General features: G+C 59.0%; 19 protein-coding genes. 9 read left to right on the top strand and 10 right to left on the bottom strand.

All coding sequences use genetic code 11. The features are described 5' to 3' along the window. Positions 1-60: 60 nt before the first annotated feature. The 3 genes from AC3RLQ_RS23105 to AC3RLQ_RS23095 all read left to right on the top strand — a co-directional run bounded on the left by AC3RLQ_RS23105 (position 61) and on the right by AC3RLQ_RS23095 (position 4,269). Entirely contained in the window at positions 61-573 is a 513-nt protein-coding gene (locus AC3RLQ_RS23105; RefSeq protein WP_493031024.1) for a hypothetical protein, read from the top strand. A 117-nt stretch (positions 574-690) separates the two neighbouring features. After that, entirely contained in the window at positions 691-1,956 is a 1,266-nt protein-coding gene (tyrS, locus tag AC3RLQ_RS23100) for a tyrosine--tRNA ligase (RefSeq protein ID WP_493031023.1), read from the top strand. Between the two features lie 81 nt (positions 1,957-2,037). Then, entirely contained in the window at positions 2,038-4,269 is a 2,232-nt protein-coding gene (locus AC3RLQ_RS23095) for an FAD-dependent oxidoreductase (protein ID WP_493031022.1), read from the top strand. 2 nt (positions 4,270-4,271) lie between these two features. Here the strand turns inward: AC3RLQ_RS23095 and AC3RLQ_RS23090 are convergent, their stop codons facing one another. The 4 genes from AC3RLQ_RS23090 to AC3RLQ_RS23075 all read right to left on the bottom strand — a co-directional run bounded on the left by AC3RLQ_RS23090 (position 4,272) and on the right by AC3RLQ_RS23075 (position 7,730). Next, entirely contained in the window at positions 4,272-4,883 is a 612-nt protein-coding gene (locus tag AC3RLQ_RS23090) for a DUF1801 domain-containing protein (RefSeq protein ID WP_493031021.1), read from the bottom strand. A gap of 11 nt (positions 4,884-4,894) precedes the next feature. Beyond that, positions 4,895-5,914, bottom strand: a complete 1,020-nt coding sequence (locus tag AC3RLQ_RS23085) for a DUF5077 domain-containing protein (protein ID WP_493031020.1) — start codon at positions 5,912-5,914, stop codon at positions 4,895-4,897. A gap of 164 nt (positions 5,915-6,078) precedes the next feature. Then, the gene (locus tag AC3RLQ_RS23080) at positions 6,079-6,927 is read right to left on the bottom strand and encodes a hypothetical protein (RefSeq protein WP_493031019.1); all 849 of its coding nucleotides are present in this window, start codon (positions 6,925-6,927) and stop codon (positions 6,079-6,081) included. Positions 6,928-7,055: 128 nt separating this feature from the next. After that, a complete protein-coding gene (locus AC3RLQ_RS23075; protein WP_493031018.1) occupies positions 7,056-7,730 on the bottom strand; it encodes a class I SAM-dependent methyltransferase in 675 nt (224 codons plus the stop codon). 115 nt (positions 7,731-7,845) lie between these two features. Between AC3RLQ_RS23075 and AC3RLQ_RS23070 the strand changes: the two genes are divergently transcribed. The 3 genes from AC3RLQ_RS23070 to AC3RLQ_RS23060 all read left to right on the top strand — a co-directional run bounded on the left by AC3RLQ_RS23070 (position 7,846) and on the right by AC3RLQ_RS23060 (position 9,425). Next, complete coding sequence (locus AC3RLQ_RS23070; protein WP_493031017.1) at positions 7,846-8,601, top strand: exodeoxyribonuclease III; 756 nt, start codon at positions 7,846-7,848, stop codon at positions 8,599-8,601. Positions 8,602-8,672: 71 nt separating this feature from the next. Next, complete coding sequence (locus tag AC3RLQ_RS23065; protein WP_493031016.1) at positions 8,673-8,861, top strand: hypothetical protein; 189 nt, start codon at positions 8,673-8,675, stop codon at positions 8,859-8,861. Positions 8,862-9,182: 321 nt separating this feature from the next. Then, positions 9,183-9,425 carry a type II toxin-antitoxin system Phd/YefM family antitoxin gene (locus AC3RLQ_RS23060; RefSeq protein ID WP_493031015.1) on the top strand — a complete coding sequence of 81 codons (243 nt, stop codon included), beginning with the start codon at positions 9,183-9,185 and terminating at the stop codon, positions 9,423-9,425. A 222-nt stretch (positions 9,426-9,647) separates the two neighbouring features. On the opposite strand, the gene AC3RLQ_RS23055 is transcribed toward AC3RLQ_RS23060, so the two are convergent. Then, on the bottom strand, positions 9,648-10,007 hold the full coding sequence (locus AC3RLQ_RS23055; protein WP_493031014.1) for an MmcQ/YjbR family DNA-binding protein: 360 nt from the start codon (positions 10,005-10,007) through the stop codon (positions 9,648-9,650). A gap of 209 nt (positions 10,008-10,216) precedes the next feature. Between AC3RLQ_RS23055 and AC3RLQ_RS23050 the strand changes: the two genes are divergently transcribed. Together AC3RLQ_RS23050 and AC3RLQ_RS23045 are read left to right on the top strand one after the other, a co-directional pair. Next, positions 10,217-10,789, top strand: coding sequence for a hypothetical protein (locus AC3RLQ_RS23050; RefSeq protein ID WP_493031013.1), 573 nt, complete (start codon positions 10,217-10,219; stop codon positions 10,787-10,789). Beyond that, complete coding sequence (locus AC3RLQ_RS23045) at positions 10,786-11,691, top strand: HTTM domain-containing protein (protein ID WP_493031012.1); 906 nt, start codon at positions 10,786-10,788, stop codon at positions 11,689-11,691. Before AC3RLQ_RS23050 ends, AC3RLQ_RS23045 begins: the two co-directional genes overlap by 4 nt. A 351-nt stretch (positions 11,692-12,042) precedes the next feature. Here the strand turns inward: AC3RLQ_RS23045 and AC3RLQ_RS23040 are convergent, their stop codons facing one another. Both AC3RLQ_RS23040 and AC3RLQ_RS23035 read right to left on the bottom strand, forming a co-directional pair. Beyond that, positions 12,043-13,335: a dihydrolipoamide acetyltransferase family protein gene (locus tag AC3RLQ_RS23040; protein WP_493031011.1), complete on the bottom strand. Its 1,293-nt coding sequence runs from the start codon at positions 13,333-13,335 to the stop codon at positions 12,043-12,045. Positions 13,336-13,384: 49 nt separating this feature from the next. Then, positions 13,385-14,380: an alpha-ketoacid dehydrogenase subunit beta gene (locus AC3RLQ_RS23035; protein WP_493031010.1), complete on the bottom strand. Its 996-nt coding sequence runs from the start codon at positions 14,378-14,380 to the stop codon at positions 13,385-13,387. A 398-nt stretch (positions 14,381-14,778) separates the two neighbouring features. On the opposite strand from AC3RLQ_RS23035, the gene AC3RLQ_RS23030 reads away from it, so the two are divergent. Then, entirely contained in the window at positions 14,779-15,672 is an 894-nt protein-coding gene (locus AC3RLQ_RS23030; protein WP_395722489.1) for a sigma-70 family RNA polymerase sigma factor, read from the top strand. A gap of 103 nt (positions 15,673-15,775) precedes the next feature. Here the strand turns inward: AC3RLQ_RS23030 and AC3RLQ_RS23025 are convergent, their stop codons facing one another. From AC3RLQ_RS23025 to AC3RLQ_RS23015, 3 genes are read right to left on the bottom strand one after another with little or no spacing between them, the layout of a single operon-like run. Further along, the gene (locus AC3RLQ_RS23025; RefSeq protein ID WP_493031009.1) at positions 15,776-16,354 is read right to left on the bottom strand and encodes a golvesin C-terminal-like domain-containing protein; all 579 of its coding nucleotides are present in this window, start codon (positions 16,352-16,354) and stop codon (positions 15,776-15,778) included. Further along, on the bottom strand, positions 16,351-16,845 hold the full coding sequence (locus AC3RLQ_RS23020; RefSeq protein WP_493031008.1) for a YcxB family protein: 495 nt from the start codon (positions 16,843-16,845) through the stop codon (positions 16,351-16,353). Before AC3RLQ_RS23020 ends, AC3RLQ_RS23025 begins: the two co-directional genes overlap by 4 nt. Before the next feature lie 44 nt (positions 16,846-16,889). Next, on the bottom strand, positions 16,890-20,102 hold the full coding sequence (locus AC3RLQ_RS23015; protein ID WP_493031007.1) for a PVC-type heme-binding CxxCH protein: 3,213 nt from the start codon (positions 20,100-20,102) through the stop codon (positions 16,890-16,892). Positions 20,103-20,115 lie beyond the last annotated feature (13 nt).

Genomic DNA, 20,115 nt, shown 5'->3' with positions numbered 1-20,115 from the left:
TCATCAAGTTGCGCCTTTCCCATTGCGACGGCTCCGGCACGCTTCACAGTGTGCGCAGCCATGCCACGCCGCGTTCTCTTCTCCTTTCTGTTCTGCCTTGCCAGCCTGTTCATCACCGGCTGTGAAACCACCGGTCTCACTCCCCAGCAGTCTGCCATGGTGGAGGCACGTCACCGCCAGATCGCCATGGAGCCGCGCGGGGATTACTTCATTGGCCGCCGGTTCTACATCAATCACACCCATCTCTGGGGTTATGTGCGCAGTCCGGGGCAGACCTGGGAGAACTCAAAGCTCGTCATCATGAACGAGCGCTACCAGAAGATCCCCTACCGTCTGCCGGAGCAGCCGACCGACGGCGGCTACGCCTACGGTGACGACCACAACGCCGAGTACACCCTCTGGGGCCGCTTCACCGGCCGCAAGGTCTTTGACCCCAATAGCAACCTGGTGCTGCCTGAATTTGAACTTCGCCGCTGGGAAGTCCGCAATGAAAGCCCCGGCTGGCTCTTCAAGCCCAACGAAAGATTCAACGGTTCCCAGCTCCTGCGCTCCGAACCGGGCTCGACGCCCTAAAAGGCCTCATACCGTCACCTGATCATGCATGATGAAGTTTGAGCGGAACGCCGCCTTTTCATCATTCTGAATTCGTCATTCGTCATTCGTCATTCGTCATTTCCTTTCCCCCTTCTCATGCCCACGACCGACCTGATCGCCGATCTCGAATGGCGCGGCCTGCTCAAGCAGTGCAGCGACCTCGAAGCCCTCAAGGAAGCCCTCAAGACGCAGCAGACCTTCTACTGCGGTTTTGACCCCACCGCTGACAGCCTGCACATCGGCAACCTGCTGCCCCTCATGGCCCTGCGCCGCGTGCAGGAGCACGGGCACAAGGCCATCGCCATCGTCGGTGGCGGCACTGGCTTGATCGGCGACCCCAGCGGCAAGGCCAACGAGCGCACGCTCAACACGCCCGAGACCGTCGCTGAATTTGTGAAGCGCATCGAGGTGCAGATCCGCAGCATCCTTGTCCCGGAACAGACCATCATCGAGGACAACGCCTCGTGGATCTGCAAGTTGAGCGCCGTGGAACTGCTGCGCGACATTGGTAAAAATTTCACCATCGCCTGGATGCTGGCGAAGGAATCTGTCAGCGCCCGACTCGAAAGCGGCATCTCGTTCACCGAGTTCACCTACATGATCCTGCAGTCCTACGACTTCGTGGTGCTCAACGAGCGCCACGGCTGCACGGTGCAGATCGGCGGCAGCGACCAGTGGGGCAACATGACCGCAGGCATCGACCTCGTGCGCAAAATGCGCGGCCAGCAGACCTACGTGGTCACCTTCCCGCTCATCACCACGAGCTCAGGCAAGAAGTTCGGCAAATCGGAAGCCGGTGCCATCTGGATGGACCCCGCCAAGACCAGCCCGTATGCCTTCTACCAGTTCTGGGTGAACTCCGAAGACCCGGACGTGCCACGCTTCCTGCGCCAGTTCACGCTGCTCTCTCACGAAGAGATCGAAGCCATCGAGGCCGAGCACAACGCCAATCCCGGACAGCGCAGCGGCCACAAACGCCTCGCCGCCGAAGTCACCCGCATGGTGCACGGCGAAGAAGAACTGCAAAAAGTCATCCTCGCCTCCCAGGCCCTCTTTGGCGGTGCCGATCTCGCCACCGCCGATGTCGGCACCCTCATCGAAGCCACCGCCTCCGCGCCGAGCACCGAAGTCGATCTCGCCAACATCCCCCAGATCGCCGACCTCCTCGTCACCCTCGGCCTCGCCACTTCCAAAGGCGACGCCGGCCGCCTCATGAAAGGCGGCGGCTTCTACATCAACAACGCCCAAGTCGCCGCCGGTGCCACCCCCACCCTCACCTCCGAAAACTTCCTCGGCGGCCGCCTCTGCATCCTCCGCAAAGGCAAGAAGAGCTACGCGACCGTGCGTGTGGCGGGTGTGTGAGTTTCGCGAAGCAGTCGCACGCGACGCACCATCTCTACTTCTATGAAGCGAATCATCTTGCTCTTGTTCGCAGGTTTCATCATGCCTGCTTCCGCAGAAGTCATCGATACCGACCTCCTCATCGTCGGCGGCAATGAATCGGCCTGTGCAGCAGCTGTGCAGGCCGCACGTCTCGGCGTAAAAAAGATCGTCCTCGTCAATGACATCGACTGGCTCGGCGGACAGTTCAGCGCAGAAGGCGTGGGGTGTCCGGATGAATGGACCGGTGTGAACGGCCGTCGCGTCAATTTCCCCCGCAGCGGCATCTACAGCGAAGTCATCAACCGCATTCGCGCCCACAACTCGCAGACCTACGGCATCCCATCTCCCGGCAATTCCTACTGCGGCACGGAAACCATCGAACCCGCCGCAGCCGCCAAGATCTTCGAAGAGCTCCTCAAACCCTACGTCGATGCCGGAGTACTGCGCATCGAGCGCGGCTGGCAGCCGAACAAGGTCACTGTCGAAAACAACCAAGTCACCGCGGTCACCTTCGTTCGTAGTTCGTCTGCCTCACCCCTGACCATTCGCGCAAAGCTCACCCTCGACTCCTCCGACTGGGGCGATGTCATCCGCCTCAGCGGCGCGAAATACAGCGCAGGCCCGGATTTGAAATCCCGCTTCGGCGAAGCCAGTGCACCCGCCGCCTTCGATGACGCCGGCCAGCAGGAGATGAATCCCCTCTCCTGGTGTGTCGTCCTGCGCGAAGCAGGCAAGAGCAGCACCATTTCCAAACCCGCGCCCTACGATCCACGCTCCTTTGCACAGCTCGACAAAACACCACCATGGGTGGACAGCGACATGAGCACAGGCCCCTACAGCCAGTCGGGCTGGAGCATATATACGCACCGCCGCCTCGTAGACCGCTGGCACAACAACCTCGCCCCGGGCACGGAGGCAACATTTCTGAACTGGCCCGTGCAAGATTATCCGCTGTGCCAGCTTCCACAGCGCGTAGTCGATGCACTGGAAAAAACTGAGCCAGGCGCATCCAAGAAAAACATCGTCGATCTCTCACCCGCGCAGCGACAGATCATTTTCGACGACTCGAAGCAGCACACGCTGGGCATGCTCTACCACCTGCAAACAGCGGTGCATGATCGTGTGGGCGATTTCCCCCAGACGTTCCGCAACATGAAACTCACCACCGAGTTCGGCACGTCTGACTTGCTGCCGCCGAAGCCCTACGTGCGCGAAGGCCTGCGCCTCGAAGCACTCTACATGCTGCGCGAGCAGGACATCCGCGCTGAAACACGCGAGCCAAAGTGGGCCAAGGTGATGGTGCCGGATGGCCTCTTCGGTTTCCAGTTCAACATCGACTTCCATCCCACGCGCCGCCGCTTCCTCAGCGAGGATCGAAATGGCCCATGGCTCTACGTGCAGACGCCGTCACGCGGCTGGCACACCGACACTGACCGCGCGATGTTCCCTCTGCGCGGCCTCGTGCCGGTGCAGATGAACGGCCTGCTCGGCTGCTCCAAGAACATCGGCGTGAGCAGTGTGGTGCAGAGCGCGCTGCGCTTGCACGGCCAGATGATGCACGTCGGTCAGGCCAGCGCCACACTGGCCTGGCTCTGCCTGCGCGATGGCATCCAGCCCCGTACGGCAGCGGCTGTGCAAAGAAACTGGCGCGAGATTCAGCTGCGCCTCGTGCGCGGCACCGGCGGCCCCGGCATACTGCTATGGCCCTGGCAGGATCTCCCCACTGACGCCTCACATTTTGAAGCCGCCAACATGCTGGCGGCGCGCGGCATCTGGCCCGCGGAAGCGGGCAGCGTCTTCTTCAATGCGGAGCACCCCATGTCACGCCGCGAGCTCGCCCGCGTGCTGGCCCGAGTCATCCGCGCCAGAGCAAATGCACCGGAGTGGAAAGTCGCTGCAACGCCACGCTTCAGCGATGTGGGCCAGGACGATGCGGATCGCGCGGCCATCGAATCCCTCTGCGCCTGGGGCCTCGTGACCACGGACAAAACCTTCAACCCCGACAACAAGGCCGACTGGGCCACGCTCTATCGCTGGGCCACCGCTTTGAAGCTGCCCGTAAATCCAGGACTCTTCAGCAAAGACGTTGCGCAGCGCCCGCTCACACGCGCCGATGCCGCAGTGCAGCTCTGGCACGCGCTGCGCCAACAGGGCGAATGGCTCAATGACGACGACGCATGGCTGCAGCCCGACAACGATCACGATGAGGACGCACGCAAGGATCTCGATGATCCGCTGCCATTTGACAGCAACAACAACAGCGTGCCGGATCGCTTGGAGTACCTGCCGTAAACTCACGCTTCCTTGCGTTGCGCCCACTTTTTGCCCGCAGCGAGGGCGCGGAGCGTTTCGCCCAGACGGCGTTGGAGGGTCGCCTCCTGCTTTGCGGTGCTGATCCACACCTTGTATTCGCGCTGGCAGGAAATGCTCATGGCCTTGAATCCCGCCGCTGCTTTTGGGTTTTGCTTCAGCCCCTTGGCAAGTGCGGGAGGCATGGGCCATTCGGCGCGCTGCTTGGGTGTTGGTGGCTTGGCGGATTCATCGGCATCCAGCGCCACGGCAGCGTGCAGCAGGCGCTGAAAGGCCTTCGCATTCAGCTTCTCCAGTTTCGTGACGCGAATTGTCTGGATGCTGGTGTTGGCCTCGCCGCCTTCAAACAAATTCGTGATCTCACGCAGTTCCGTGCCACGAAAGAAAGTGATGCCGAGGTGCTTCTTGCAGGCGCTGAGTCCGCAGATGTTTTTCCTGCCGCTGAAACACAGCACATTCCATTTGATGGACTCCGTCAGGTCCGGCTCCCAGCGCTGAATCCAGCCGCGCACCTGCCGCGCCATCGCTTGCGAAAACTCCGGCGCGAGATCGAGCCAGGTTTCGGGATCACGGGTGGAGGTGCGTGCGCAGTCCATGCATGCAGAACTCAGCTCACCGGCTTGAGCACGACCTTGTTGACGTCGAGCACCGCGCTCTTGGCTTTCGACACAGGATCGATCACGAGGCGCATCTTGCCCGGTTTCTTGATCTCCACTTCACCGACCTGCTCTTCAGACCACTTTTGGAAGCCACCGGTGTCCTTAACACTGAATTTCAGCTCCTGCTCACCCAGCTTCACGGCCACTTCGCTGCCCTCATTGCCGGTGCCGCAGCCGTGCACCACGGTCACCTTGTAGCGGCCCGGTTTGGTGACTTCGAAATCCCACTCGGCGAAGTCATCCTCGCTCGTCCAGAAGCCGAGGCAGTTCTTCTCGGATTTGGGTTCGTAGCGCATGTTTTCAGACCACGTCGTGGCGCTGCTGGCTTCCAGCACGATGCTGCCATCCGCAGCCTGCACGGGCGCGGGGCCCTCAGGCGCAGGCACAAAGGCCACCTCATGAATTTCAAATCCCGGTTCCGTTCCGGTGGCGGCGGCATAGAGGGAAAAGGGATACACTGTGGACTTCTCCACATACACCGTTCCATAGACGGCTTGCTTGGGCTGGCTGGTGGCCGTGAGCGTCTTTTTCAGCGGCTGCTGGGCAAAGCGGAACTGGGTGCCCAGCGTGGCATTTCTGAGCGTGTAGGTCACGCGCACCTCGTAGCGGCCCCAGCGCTTGGCATTGAAGCTGGTGCAGTCATACTGATCCCAGTGCTGCTGGGAGGTGTGCTTGATGTCCTTGGGCTCGATGACGATCACACCGCGTGTCGGTTCATTCACGCGCAAAACGGGCTCGTCACTGCCAAAGCCGTTCAGATCCACGGGTGCGGCGGCAAACAAAGGATCTGCGGGTTTGACGGGCGCGGGGGCTGGAGCGGGGACAGGGGCCGGTGCGGCAGGCGTGGCTGCCACGGGTGCTGGCGCAGACGGCGGCGTGGCGGCGGGCTGCTCTTGCTTGCCACAGGAATTGAGAGCGAGAAGCAGCGCAAGTGCGCCGGCGGCAGGGGAAAGAGAGTGGCGTGTCATGGTTGTCAGGGGGATCATAACGGCGACCCTTCCCATCAACTTAGATCATTTTGCCCTGCCTCGCCAACCTCAAAACAACCGGCCCGCAATAGAAACGCACGGAGACTTTCGCCCCCGTGCGTAACCAACTTAACTTCTGACTCAACCTGACAAAAAACTCGAACTTAGAAGCGGATGCTCATGTCCATGGTGAAGCGGGTGTTGGCCAGACCGTAGGGCTTCACCACCGCCATTTCATAGGCAAAACCGATATCGACATTCTTCTGAATGCGTGAGCGGAAACCAAGGCCCAGCATGCCCTGGGTGGCACCGCTGGCATTGCCCGCGCCGAAGTTGATCACATCGTAGCCGTTGCTGCGCAGGCCGGGGATGTTGGAGGCATTGTTAAGCGTGGTCCAGAAGTTCGCGGTGGCAAAGGGAATGAACCATTTGCTGACGTAGTAGTCCACCATCAGGCTGTAATGAGCCATGGTGTTCTGTTCAGCGCGCAGCATCGGAATGAGTGCACCGACATTGCCTGTGATGTGCAGATCGCCGTAGCCCTTCGCAAAGGAGATGAAGGGATTGAACTGACCTGAACCACGACCATTGAACACATCTTTGTCACCGGTCGGGAGCTGGAACGTGAAGCCCGGGGTGAGGATGAACTGATTCTGCACGTCATTGATCAGCGCGTACTTGAAGCCGGCGGCCAGATCCATCCAGCCGCTGCCCTTCACTCCGGTGCCATTGATGTTCAGATAACCGTCCTGCGTCGCGATGAAGGCGAGGCGGTCCGTGATGGCATAGCGGAACTGGATGGCTCCCACTCGTGCGCTGCCGCGACCCGTGACAAACTGGTTGTCGAAGTTGTGATAGATGAAGATCGGGCGGATTTCGGAGCGGATCACCGGATCTTCGAAGTACATCGGGTTCGTGACCGGGGAGATGGTGTTCTCCTTCCAGTCAAACGGAGCGGGTGCGGGGTTTTTCGCAGCAACGGGCGTGCCCGCAGTGGCGGTTGAAAAAGACACGGTTGCGACAACGCTGAGGCTCAGCGCAAGCAACCACCGGTTTTGGGAGTGTGGTTTAAGGACCATGCCGCATATAAAGCATAGATAGGTTCGCTTTGATCCGCGTGGATTGGCATCCAATAAGCAAGTTATGCGACGCTCATGAGAAGAGTATGAGACGCAATCTCTTTACGCTTCCAGCAATCGCAAAACAACAGGCCTAAAACGAACTCACGCCGCTGCCACCGCGTGAATCCAGCAGCTCTCAAATAGGGTTCCACATTGACCAGTTCATGGGCCGGCAGTCGTGTCACGCAGCGAAAAAACGCATACAGAAACCCCACGATCACACGGCTGCACACACGCCGCAGGCCTGCGGGCGCAATTTGAAAATCCGCATGCAGCCAATGCGCATCTGCTGTGACGGCATTGGCAATGGCGGGAACCAGATGTTGCAGCTGATCCTCGCGAAAGCAGTCGAGAAAAAAACACGTCACGATGAGATCAAATACTGCAGCTGGTGGCTGCCATGTTAAAGCATCCGCATGGATGAACTCCACCTTCGCACCTGCCAGTCCTGCACGCCGCAGCCGCGCACGTGCGAGCTCGATCATCACCGCGCTGGCCTCCACCACGGTCACGCGTGCCGCTGGAAAGCGACGGCATAACTCCACGAGAAATCGCCCGTTGCCCTCGCCATAGATCAGCACCTGCCGCGGCGCTGGAATCGCGCCCAGCAACGCCGTGCGGCAGCGCTGCACCTGACCCGCGGCACACAGCGCCTCCATCCAGCGGTAATGCGGGGCCAGCAGGTCAAAACTCATGCCGCAGTCAAAGCGCTAACACCTCGATCCGCAACATCACCGATTCCCCGCTTTCACGATCCCCATTTCCGTTCTAATTCGGCATTCCAACATTCGTCATTCGTCATTTTCCCCCATGAAACTCACCTCCTGGAACGTCAACGGCATCCGTGCCTCCCTCGGCAAAGGCCTCCGCGAATACATGCTCAACGGCGATGCCGATGTCATCTGCCTGCAAGAAACCAAAGCACAGCAGGAGCAGGTGGATCTCGGCTGGTTCAGCGGCTACCACGCCGTCTGGAACAGTGCGGTGAAGAAAGGCTATTCCGGCACTCTCATCCTCAGCCGCGTGCCCTTCAAGACGAACACGCTGGGCTTCGGCATCGACGAGCACGACCGCGAAGGCCGCCTCATCACCGTCGAGTTCCCGGACTTCTTCCTCGTGAATGTGTACACGCCGAACTCGCAGGCTGAACTCGCACGCCTGAGCTACCGCCTCTCCTGGGACGACGCCTACCGCGCGCACTTGAAAAAACTGGAGAAAACAAAACCCGTCATCGCCTGCGGAGACCTCAACTGCGCGCATCAGGAAATCGATCTCGCCAATCCGAAATCCAACCGCATGAACCCCGGCTTCAGCGATGACGAACGCGCCAGTTTTACCAAACATCTGGATGCTGGCTTCCTCGACGTCTTCCGCCAGTTCGATCCCAACCCCGGCCGCTACACCTGGTGGACCCAACGCACGCCGGATGCCCGGACGAAGAACATCGGGTGGCGTCTGGACTACTGGCTCGCCTCGGAGAAGCTGAAACCCGCGCTGAAATCATGCACCATTCGTGCGGATGTGATGGGCAGTGACCACTGTCCGGTGGAGCTGGTGGTGGGGTGAGACATTGAAACGAATAGATCGAAGGGCTATGTTTCGCTCCATCAGCCTGGGTCGTATACATTTGCATTTACATGAAAATTGAACTTAGCCGTTCCGATATCGAAACACTTTTGGACTCACTCAAATATTCCGAGCGTTATATGTCGGCAGCTCTAGCTGTGCCAGATGACGGAACTAACGCTGTGCGACGTGCTAACATTGAAAGAGTTAAACTAGTCGAAACTAAATTGCGGACTGCGCGCAATGAAAATGCAGATTGATCCCGGAGGGATCTAGGAAGGTAGCCAGGGCGCAAGCTCGCGAAGCGAGCGCAGCCCTTGGAATAACGAATCCACTTGAAACTCACTCAAGGGTGCATCCTGAAGGGATGCGAGAACCATTTGCCGACTCCTCTTTCACGCTGGGTTCCAGATCGCTTCTCGCATACCTCCGGCATGCGGCTTTGGGCCGAATATACTGTGGATGGTCCAGTGGTTCTCGCTCGCCAAGCCTCGCTTCACCACCGGCTCCGCTCTTTCAATGGAACAGCCTTCCATCATTTGTCATCTTGACGCTCGAACTCAGACAAGGACAATCCATCAATGGAAGTCACCCTCGACTACGCTGAAACTCACTTCTCCCAAGTGCTACAGCAAGTGGCTCTGGGAGAGGAGGTAATGCTGCGTCAGGGAACCGTGGCCGTGGCGCGTATCGTCCCATTCAAATCACCATCGCCGCTGACGCGTCCCCGTGTCGGCAAACGCACCTCGGCCCCCGTTCGTTGGAATGGCGAATCTTTTTCGGCATTGGACGAAGCAGGCCTGAAGGAACTCGGACTGCTGTGAATCGATGCTGCGGGGCGAGCGACTTCCGAAAAGAGCGCATAGAGACGCTCGACGGCGTGTGGAGAACCAACCGCCCTACCTTCACGCCATGAACACTCGCACGCCCGGCATGAGGTAGGGCTGGCTGTCCTCAGCCAGCCGCCGTCGAAGCCCACGACCTTCAAGTAAGAGACAGCCAGCTAAACAGAAATAAACTTCCTGATTCGCCACGGGACTTCTCCTTTAGCTCTTTTTCTTCAACCCCTCCCGCACCTTCTTCGGCAGCGCATCCACCACAAGCTGATACGAATGGGTGACCAACTCCCGCACCAGCGCAGGCGGAACACTCCCATCAAGCATCACGGTGTTCCAGTGCTTCTTGTTCATGTGCCAGCCGGGTTTGATGCCTTTGTGTTCGTCACGCAGCTCAATGGCGCGCTCGGGATCGCACTTGAGATTGATCCGCGCGGGAAACTCGTCCGGCTCGGTGACGGCAAACATCTTGCCTCCGACTTTGTACACGAGGGCCTCGGGACCGAAGGGCTGTGTTTCTTCCGCACCGGGAAGGCTCAGGCATTGTTCGATGACATCGGGCAGTTCCATGCGGCATGATAGTACGTCTGTCAGCCGCCATGCAAATGATACGAAGTGCTGCAACACCCCGCTGCTTTCCGCCCGTGAATCCCGACATTCCCCGCAAAAGCTGACCAGAACCGCTCAACTCATGCAGCATCACCGTCCCGCAGGTGCCGAATGCTGCTCTATTCGTTTGATGAATGGTGCATCACGGTTCTTTCTTGGCGTCACAGCCCATGCGTGCTCCCTCCCAGTCCAGCCGAAAAATAATGATCGTGGTTTTTGCCTCGGCACATCTGGTCTTTCTTCTGTTCGGCATGCTGCCCACGCGCTGGCGGGACCGGATTCAGGTGTCTTCGGTGTTCAACCTGTATGAGCGCGTCACACGCTGCCACCAGCTCTGGAACATGTTTGAAACCATTCCAAACATGCACCGCACCGAAGCGCGGCTGATCGTCCAGGAGCGGGGACAAAAACCCAAAGAAGTCGGCATGGTGCTGCCGGGACTGCGGCGGTTCTCCCAGCACGATCAGGTGCGGCTCAACAACTGGATGGTCAATGTCATCTTCAACCCCACCCGAGGTGTGTTTCGTGAGTCCTACATGAAGAGTGCGGCGGAGGCGCTGCTCCACACGGGTCGCTACGGTCCCCGGACCCAGGTGAGCCTGGAGGTGATCCCTGCCTACACCCGCAGCCTGCTGGGGGTGCGCTCACTCAAGGAGATCGCTGTCGAGCGCCCTTCCGTGCTGGGACCCTTTGAGCTGGAAACCCTCGTTGCCAATAAAACCCAAGTGCAGGCCACTCCATGACGACGGGCACCCACAGTCTTCCATCCCGTTTCACCGGCTTGTTTCTGAATCCGGCGGATTCCCGTTTGTATGCCTGCATACGAATCGCGTTCGCGTTCGTCTCGCTGCTGAATCTCATGCAGATCTGGCCGGATCGTGAGATCTTCTTCACGGATGTGGGGATGGTGGATCAGGAAGTCGTACGGAAGTACACCGTCGGTGCATATCTGTCTGTGTTTGACCTGTGCCATGATGTAGGTGCCGTCAGCAACTACATGTTTTTCAGCGGCTGCGGCATGGTGATGCTGCTGCTGGGCGTGTGGCCGCGGGTGGCGGCTGCCATTGTGTATGTCTGGTATGTGTCCTACGCCATGCGCGCGCCGCTGATCCTGGTGGGCTGGGATGAGGTCTTGCGCTGCACTTCTTTTCTGGTGCTGGTCTCCCCCATGCCTGCCTGCTGGTCGTTGCGCTCACGCAAAGCCCGCAAACGAGCGGCGCCTGAGATGCAGGTGCCGTGCTATGGCCTGACGCTGATGAAGGTGCAGCTGACGGCCATTTATCTGCAGGCCGTGCTGGCAAGGCTGGACAATGAATACTGGATGAGCGGAGACTTCATGAGCTTCTTCCTGCTCTCCCACAATGCGCGGTGGCCCGGCCTCTGGGTCCTGAACTATGGCTTCCTGCTGAAAATAGTCACCTATCTGGTGCTGCTCGTGGAGCTCGCGATTCCCTTCCTGCTCATGGTTCCTCGCTGGCGCTGGTTTGGCTTCGGCGCAGGAATCCTCCTGCACGCGGGCATCAGCCTCATGTCATATAACCTGATGCTCTTCTTTCTCTCGATGATGACGCTCTACCTGAGCTTCCTGCAACCGGAGGATATGGAATGGCTGCAGCGCCGCCTGCCACATCGCAAAACGCGGTAGGAAGGCTTGTGCCCAAGCCTCCTTACCTTCGCGCCAGCCCAGCGCGGAGAGGACTGGCTGTCTCCAGCCAGCCGCCGTCGGAGCCCATGACTTTCTTTCCAGAGTCAGCCTGCTAAACGGAAATGTGTTTTGCGATTTGCTATCAACAAGGCTCGCCAAGCCCCTGCGCCGTGGGCCAAAGGCCCGCAGGAGTCAGCCCAGGGCGCAAGCCCTGGGTGTTGGATGGGCGGCATTCTCGCTCAAAGCCGCGCTCTGAAGGAGCGCGGGAGTAGCTGCGAGATCATCTGCACCTTGCGGGCCACTCTGAAGGTATCCGCGCCTGTTCAGACCTGTTTTCAACGGATCACTGTCTTACACCAGCATCAGCGCCGGGTTTTCCAGCAGCTTGCGCATTTCTGCCAGGAAGGTCGCGGCAACAGCGCCATCCACCACGCGATGGTCTCCGCTAAGCCCGACCCACATGCGCTGACCAACAACGATCTGGCCCTTGTCATTGACGACAGGTGCGGAGCGGATGCTGCCGATGGCCACGATGGCAGCCTGTGGCGGATTGATGATGGCGGCAAACTGGTCGATGCCATAAGCACCCAGATTCGAGACGGTGATGGTGCCGCCCGCGAAGTCATCAGGGCTGAGCTTCTTGTTCTTGGCCTTGCCGGCCAGATCTTTGACGCTCTGGCTGATCTGGAGCAGCGTTTTCTTTTCCGCCTCCTTGATGACCGGGGTGACGAGGCCGTCATCAATGGCGATAGCGACGCTGAGTCCCACAGACTTGAACTTCACGATGGCATCTCCATCCCACGCAGCATTGATCGCAGGCTGGGCCTGGGCGGCGCGGATGACGGACTTGAGGATGAAATCGTTGACGGTGTACTTGTTGCCACCGGTCTTCTCAGCAGAGGCGTTCAGGTGGGCGCGGAAGGCCATGAGCGGGCCGGAATCCACTTCCATCTGCAGGTAGAAGTGAGGGATCTGCGTCTTCGAGGCCAGCAGGCGCTCGGCGATGATGTTGCGCATGCTGCTGGTGGGCACGCGTTCGTCTTCAGGACCAATGACCGGGCGGATGGCCGGTGTGGCAGCCACGCGACCCGCAGAACCACCGCCCACAGGGGCGTTTTCGACGTCTTCACGCACGATGCGTCCGCCAGGGCCGGTGCCGACAAGTGAGTTGAGATCCACGCCACGTTCCGCAGCGACTTTCTTGGCGAGAGGGGAGGCTTTGACGCGCAGGGCAGCACCGCCTGCGACGGCGCGGCTCTTGTGCTGTGGGGCCAGAGGCAGACGCGGACCGGAAGCGGCCACCTTGGCGGCAGAAGCAGCTGGTTTTTTCTCGGCCACAGGGGCGGGAGCCGCAGAGGCCTTGGCTTTGGCGATGAGGTCATCCAGATCAGCCGGAACGGCCTCACCGTCTTCCAGAATCACGGCCAGCGGAGCGCCCAGGGGAACTTTGCCGCCGGGGGTGGCGATGAACTTGTGCAGCACGCCTTCAAACGGGCTGGCGTATTCCATGGTGGCCTTGTCGGTCTCGATATCGGCGATGGCTTTCCCGACGGTGACTTTGTCCCCTTCCTTGACGGTCCATTTGGCGAGGGTCCCCTCGGTCATGGTGTCACTGAGCTTGGGCATTTCGATGAATTTGGGCATGGCGAAGACGAATGAAAAGTTTTGGGAGAAGGACGAAAAAGGAGTCGGATCAGAAAATACTCAGCGCTTTGGCGACGACGACTTCAGCCGTCGGCAGCTGGATGGCTTCGAGCGGCGGGCTGTAGATCGCGGGGGAGTCGAGGCTGCACACGCGCTGCACGGGGGCGTCGAGTTCGTCAAAGATCCGTTCCTGAATCATGTAGGCGATCTGGGCGCCGATGCCGCAGTAAGGCTTGTTTTCTTCGACATAGACGGCGCGGTGAGTTTTCGCGACGGAGGCAAGAATGGTGTCTTCATCCAGCGGACGGATAGTGCGCAGATCGACCACTTCGGCGCTGATGCCGTGCTCTTCTTCAAGAATCTTCGCGGCTTCCAGGCAGGTGATGACCGCCTTGCCATGGGCAATGAGGGAGATGTCAGTGCCTTCGCGCTTCACATCGGCCATGCCGAGGGGGATGAAGAGCTCGCCGTTGGGCAGTTCATCGTTGGAGGGCACATCCCATTTTTCGCCGTAGAGCTTGGTGCTCTCCATGAACATGACGGGGTCATTGTCGCGGATGGCGGCTTTCATGAGGCCCTTGGCATCGTAGGCGTTGCTGGGGCAGACGCACTTCATGCCGGGGAAGCTGGCCATGATGTTTTCCGGGGTGTGGGAGTGGGTGGCGCCCACGCTGGTGCCACCGTTGGCAGGACCGCGAATGACGATGGGGACGTTGATCTTGCCGCCGCTCATGTAGCGCACCATCGCGCCGTTGTTGACGATCTGATCCCAGGCGACTGTATAGAAGCTCCAGAACATGAGCTCCATCACCGGACGCACGCCCAGCATGCTGGCACCGATGCCCATGCCGATGAAACCGGCTTCGCTGATGGGTGTGTCTACCAGACGCTTGTCGCCCCACTTGTCCCACAGGCCTTCCGTCACTTTGTAAGCACCGTTGTACTGGGCGACTTCTTCGCCCATCACCACGACCATGGGATCGCGAGCAATTTCTTCGTCAAGGGCTTCACGGATGGCTTCGCGGTAGGAAATTTGGCGGGGCATGGCAATTTTGAGGGAGCAGTAAGTCGGGGAAGGAGCGGGCGGTGTCAAGCGGGCGGCATCACCGAGGAAGGACAAACTGCCAGCCTTGATAAAAATCCCAAAGTACCAACCAAGCCCTCTAAAAGCTGAAAAAGTGCCGATTTGCAGGTGTTTTTATTAACAAATCTTAACTTTTTTTAGAAATGATGTTGACGATCACCCGAAAGTTTAGTTGAACGTAGGTTGTCTACTCTTCGCTTGTGCCACTTTCCTTCGGTCCAATATCCTATGCTGGCCGCAAACTTGCTCAAAAAACACGAGCGAAGTGTGAAATTGCTTTTATACTGACTACCCCCTGCGTCTCAGCTCGGGGCAAGGACGTTGGTCCTTGTATCGTATTACCCAACTAGAACGCTCATATGGAACTCGACGGAGGCATTAAGATTTACCTGCGTGAGATCGGCAAGACAGACTTGCTGACTCCCGACCAGGAGGTCGAGCTTGCTGAACGCATCAAACGCGGCGACCCCGAAGCCCGTTCGCACATGATTCGTGCGAACCTGCGCCTCGTGGTGAAGATCGCCCAGGATTACGCCAACTACGGTCTGCCACTTCTCGACCTCATTTCTGAAGGAAACATCGGCCTGATGAAGGCCGTGGAACGTTTCGACCCGAACAAGGGTGGCAAACTTTCAACCTACGCCGCCTGGTGGATCAAACAGTCCATCAAGCGCGCCCTCGCCAACCAGTCCAAGACCATCCGCCTTCCTGTCCACATGGTGGACAAGATCAGCAAGATGCGCCGTGTGGCCATGGCGATGTCCGAAGAACTCGGCCGTGAACCCACGGACGACGAACTTTCCGAAGAAATCGGCATTGATCGCGCCAAGCTCAGCCAGCTCAAGGTCGCTTCCATGCGCCCTGCCTCGCTCGACGCCCCGATCAGCGACGACGACAGCACCGAGTTCGGCGAAATCGTCGGCGATGAAAACGCCCAGACCCCGTTCGACCTGCTCTCGCACAAGAACATGCACAGCCAGCTCGATGGCCTGCTGACCGTTCTCGACGAACGCGAGCGCAAGATCATCGACGCCCGCTTCGGCCTCGCCGGCCAGAAGCCCCGCACGCTGGAAGAAGTCGGTCAGGAGTTCGGCGTCACGCGCGAGCGTATCCGTCAGCTGCAAAACATCGCGCTGCGCAAGCTCCGCCGTGCCCTGCAGAAGAAGGAAGACCCTATCCCCAAGGCTCTCCGCAACGCCGGTGGCAAGAAGAAGCGCAAAAAGGCCGCTGCTGCCGAAGCCGAGGACGAATAGGATTTCTCAAATCACGAAGCCGGGTGTCGCAAGACCCCCGGCTTTTTTGTAAAGTAGCCCTGTTCCTGCGGAACAGGGGAGCCCTTGTTGCACAGCAACAAGGCTACTTTGCCACCGGCAGAAACTGCACCGCATCGGCAATCACCACCTTGTTCGCCTCCGTGCCCTCATTGGACACCCGCACCCATCCCGCACGCCCTTCTTCAAACCGAAACGTGCCCAGCGTGCGAAACAGCCGCCCATGCTCCGGCTCCTGCTGCTGATTTATAATCACCTTCGCCTCCCCATCCGCATGATGAATGGTCACCGGCGTCTTTGTCGAACGCCGCACATTGTAGCAATGCGCCAATCTCACCTCATACCAGCCCGCCTTTGGAAGCTTGGGCGTGAAGGTCACCGCCTTGCTTCCCTTGCCAGCCTTCATGTCATGCAAATAACCCAGCCCGACATAGGGCGGCGTGTGGGTTGAATACTGCCACTCCCCCACCAGCTCCGCATCCATCTCATCCACCACAATTCCCGGCAGCATTGCCGAATCCGACACAACAAACTTCACCATGTCCGGCCGGTCCACCTCGCCCGGCGGATGAATGTTTGGAACAGCCTTGGGGTGTGGTTTGAGAACATCAGCCGCCATGACGACGCCGAAAAAAATTATCAGGGAAGCCAGGCGAAGAATCATGCGCGCTTGATGGGAAGCTTCAGTTCCTGAAATTTGTGGCGGATAAAATCCAGCGCCTCTGCAGGAACACCTTCACGTGGCAATGTGAGGTTATTTCCCTGAACCAGTGCAAGCAGGAAGCAGTCGTGATGTTCAATGAGTTCACGAAACACCGTCCACTTCAACTCGGTGCTACCAAGATTGGACTGCGCCTGAAGTGTTTCGTCATTCAACCGGTAATGTACGGGAGCATCCCCCTGCATACGCTTCCAGACAGCAATGCTGCGCCGCTGCCGGATCTCAATGGCGGGATACACCACCAGCAGAAAACCAATGGTCGTCATTCCGAAAATCGAAGATGCGCTCCATGGGCCCGGGCGATAATCCAACGCTACTGCCACAATAACCAACACCACGGCAAACAACAGGCGCGGCCAGTGGCGAAGCAGCCGACGTCTCGCGACACGTCGAAGAAGTTTTTCACTGATATGAACGTCGAATTCGATGGGCATGTGAGGATGACTTAATCGTGCTGGATGTGGCGGCAAATTGTAACCTACTTCCCTGTCTTCTCATTCATCAAATACCCCAGCAGGTTGATGAACGCCGTTTCATCCAACGTCTGCCCAAACACGGGCGGCATGAGCGACATGGGCGTCGTCACATCCTTCGCGAGATCATTCTTGGACACGCGATGCTCCTGCCCCGCAGCATCGGCGAGGATCAAGACCTGACCTGCTTCGCCTTTGAGAAAGCCGCTCAGAGCAGAGCCATCCTTCAATGTCAGTGTGTGCAGATGGAAATGCGCGTCCACGTTGCGGTTCGGATCGAGGATGTCTTCGCTCAACCGCTCCGCTCCGCGGGCACCGATGCCATCGAGCTGCGGACCGATCAATCCACCCGCACCACGGATCTGATGACACACCGCGCAGTTGGTGGTGAACACCGTCTTACCTGCCGCGACATCCGGTTTTGCTTTTGCGTAGGCGGCAGCGCGGGCGGTGATGAGCGTATCGAGCTGCTTGCGCTGCTCTGGTGAAACGGGCAGCGGTGGTGGTGCAGGTCTGGGCGGCAGATAAGCGACGAGTTTCTCACGCAGCGCCGCCGGTGCCGTGTGCTGTAGAAGCATGGCGAGTGTTTTGAGCGCACTGCGTGTGCTGTCTTCGTTTTGGAAATCATTCACTCTCACAACCGTGGGTTCAATACGGGTGACACCCAGCCATGCATAGGCCTTCCCATCATCCCCATCGACGATCTCAAGCCGCACGGCTTTGCCGACATGTTTGGAAAGATCCAATTCCTCCCGCCGGCAATCATTGTGTCGCGGTGGAAACACACTCGCGAGCGTATCACCGCTCTGCGCATCCACCACACGCACGAAGTTTTTGTCATGCGCCTCCGCCGTCGGTGGTCCGCGATGTCCGTCGATCCAAATCACAAGCTTCTCCGGTGCGGCAAACGATTTGGATTTCAACACCCCTGTGCGCTTCTCTTCATCGCCACCGCCTTTGATCATGCTCTGCAAGACCTGCGCCTCCGAGCCATCCGCACACTTCCGTGTCTGCAAGGACCACTTGGCATCGCCCAGCGCAGTCCAGGCAGGCGCAGGCTGCATGTCCGCTGAATCAAGGAGCTGTGTGGCAAGTTCTTGGGCCCATTGCAGCAGCTCAGGATTTGCAGGCGCTCCGCGCTCGCTGAGGCCGTTGTGGATTTCTAAAACCGCGTCCGTTTGCTGCTTGGAATTGCCTTTGGTGAGCCGCCTGACGATTTCAATCGTCTTTTGCACACTGTTTGGTTCGGCATATCTGGAGATCTGAGCGAGACACCTGTGCATGTCTGGAGGCGGTTCGTTTAAATGCACGAGCTGTTCCAGAAACCATTCGCCAGCCGCAGGTGTTTTGAGTGCGAGAGCGATTTCTCTGAAGTCGTGCTGGTAGGCCTGCATTTCGGCTTTTTCCTCGGGGTCATTTGGAGGAGCGCCCTGCATATGTGGACTGGCTTTTGCGAACACTGCCGCGTCAGACAGCAGCCTGTGGGCAGCAATTTTTAAAGCCAGCCTGAGGGTCTGATCGTCGGCTGGCACATGTTGCAGCATGGTTACCAATGCACCTGCCGCGTTGGAACGGGCGTCAGGACGGCAATTGGTAAGCGCCCAGGTAGCAGCAAGCTGAGTTCTTGGAACAAACTTTCGGTTATCTGGGGCCAAGCAGGATAGAGTATAGAGCACAGCAAGACGCCATTCCGGACTCGGACCTTCAGCCTCGCGCAGCAGCAAATGCACATCGACAAAGTCATCTGTGTTATTTTCCATGAACGATAAGGAACGGCCATTGCGCAGCCACATCTGATGTGTGACCCAGATTGCGTACGCCTTTTGGACTGCGGACGTGCAGTTTTCCTGCAAAGCTTGAGCGGCTTGTTTTTCAGGCAACTCAATCAGGCGTTCTACAAGCACTGGGACCGTGTTGTGTCTGACCGTTAGATTCGGAGAATCGAGCTGCTTGAATAACTCGGGCTGGCCAGCGCTTGTGAGATTCACCCGTTTGGCATCTTTGTCCGTTTTCACCACCCGCCAGATTCTTCCGCGTTGCTTGTCCCGGCCCGGATGATCCAGTGGCACTTCGTAGTGGCCGATGATCTTGTTGTAGAAGTCAGCGATGTAGAGGGCGTTGTCGGGGCCGAGCTGGAGATCGACGGGGCGGAACCAGGGATCGTCGCTGGTGATGAAGTCGGGTTGTTCGTTGGCCTTGGGGGTGGAGCCGGTGAAGGTGACGGTGTCGTGGTTCACGCGGGAGGTGACGCAGTTGCCCACCAGCGTGTGATCGTCCCACTCGGGGCCCCAGACGCCGCCGTCGAGGTAAACGATGCCGCAGATGCCGGTGGAGCCGTGGCTGTGCTCACACATGACGGGGGCGAAGCCGAGGCCGTCATCGGGCTTGCCGAAGCTGGGATAACACGCGCCTCGGATGAGCTGATAGATGGGTGAGCTGTGGCAGTCGGCGCTGTAGAGATTGCCAAAGCGATCCCAGCAGAGGCCGAAGGGATTCACCTGGCCGCTGGTCCATTTTTCGATGCGTGAACCGTCGGGACGAAAGCGGAAGACGTTGCCGCTGTGGAGATCGAGCGTGCTGCCATCTTTGGCTTTGAAGTGACTCGTGTTATTGAAGCCATGCGTGGCATACACCCAGCCATCCAGGCCGAGACGGAAGCTGCTGCACATGCCGTGCGTGTCTTTTTCATAGCCAAGCGGGCCGAAGAGAATCTCGCGATGATCGGCTTTGTCGTCGCCATCGGTGTCGGCGAAGTACCAGATGTTCGGGATGCTCCAGGCGATGCAGCCGGCTTTGTGCTCCGGCTTGTGCCAGGGCAGAACACCGGTGGGAATGTTGAGGCCGTCGGCGAAGTCAGTGACCTTGTCGGCTTTGCCGTCGCCATCGGTGTCTGCGAGGATTTTAATCGCATCGCGGCTGTCTTTGACGCGCGTGCCCTTCTCATCGGACCAGCGGCTTTTGTCGGCGGCGTAGGGATACTCGACGGTCGATGAGACCCACAGTCGGCCCCGCGCATCGAAAGCCATGTTGATGGGCTTGTTGATCATCGGCTCGCTGGCAAAAAGCTGCACGGTAAAACCCCGCGGCACATGGAGCCCTGCGCGCTCTTGCTCCGGGGTCAGTGGCTCCGTCTCACGCACGAGGCGCATTTTATCTTCTGCTGCATGAAGGCTGGCGGCGAGGGTGCATGCGGTGACGAGGCAGCGGAGGAATGACATTCAGCCATTACAG

The organism is Prosthecobacter sp. GW821-HT29F12, assembly GCF_058803405.1.
The sequence above is the reverse complement of the archived record's forward strand: the minus strand, read 5'-3'. Positions and strand labels throughout refer to the sequence as shown.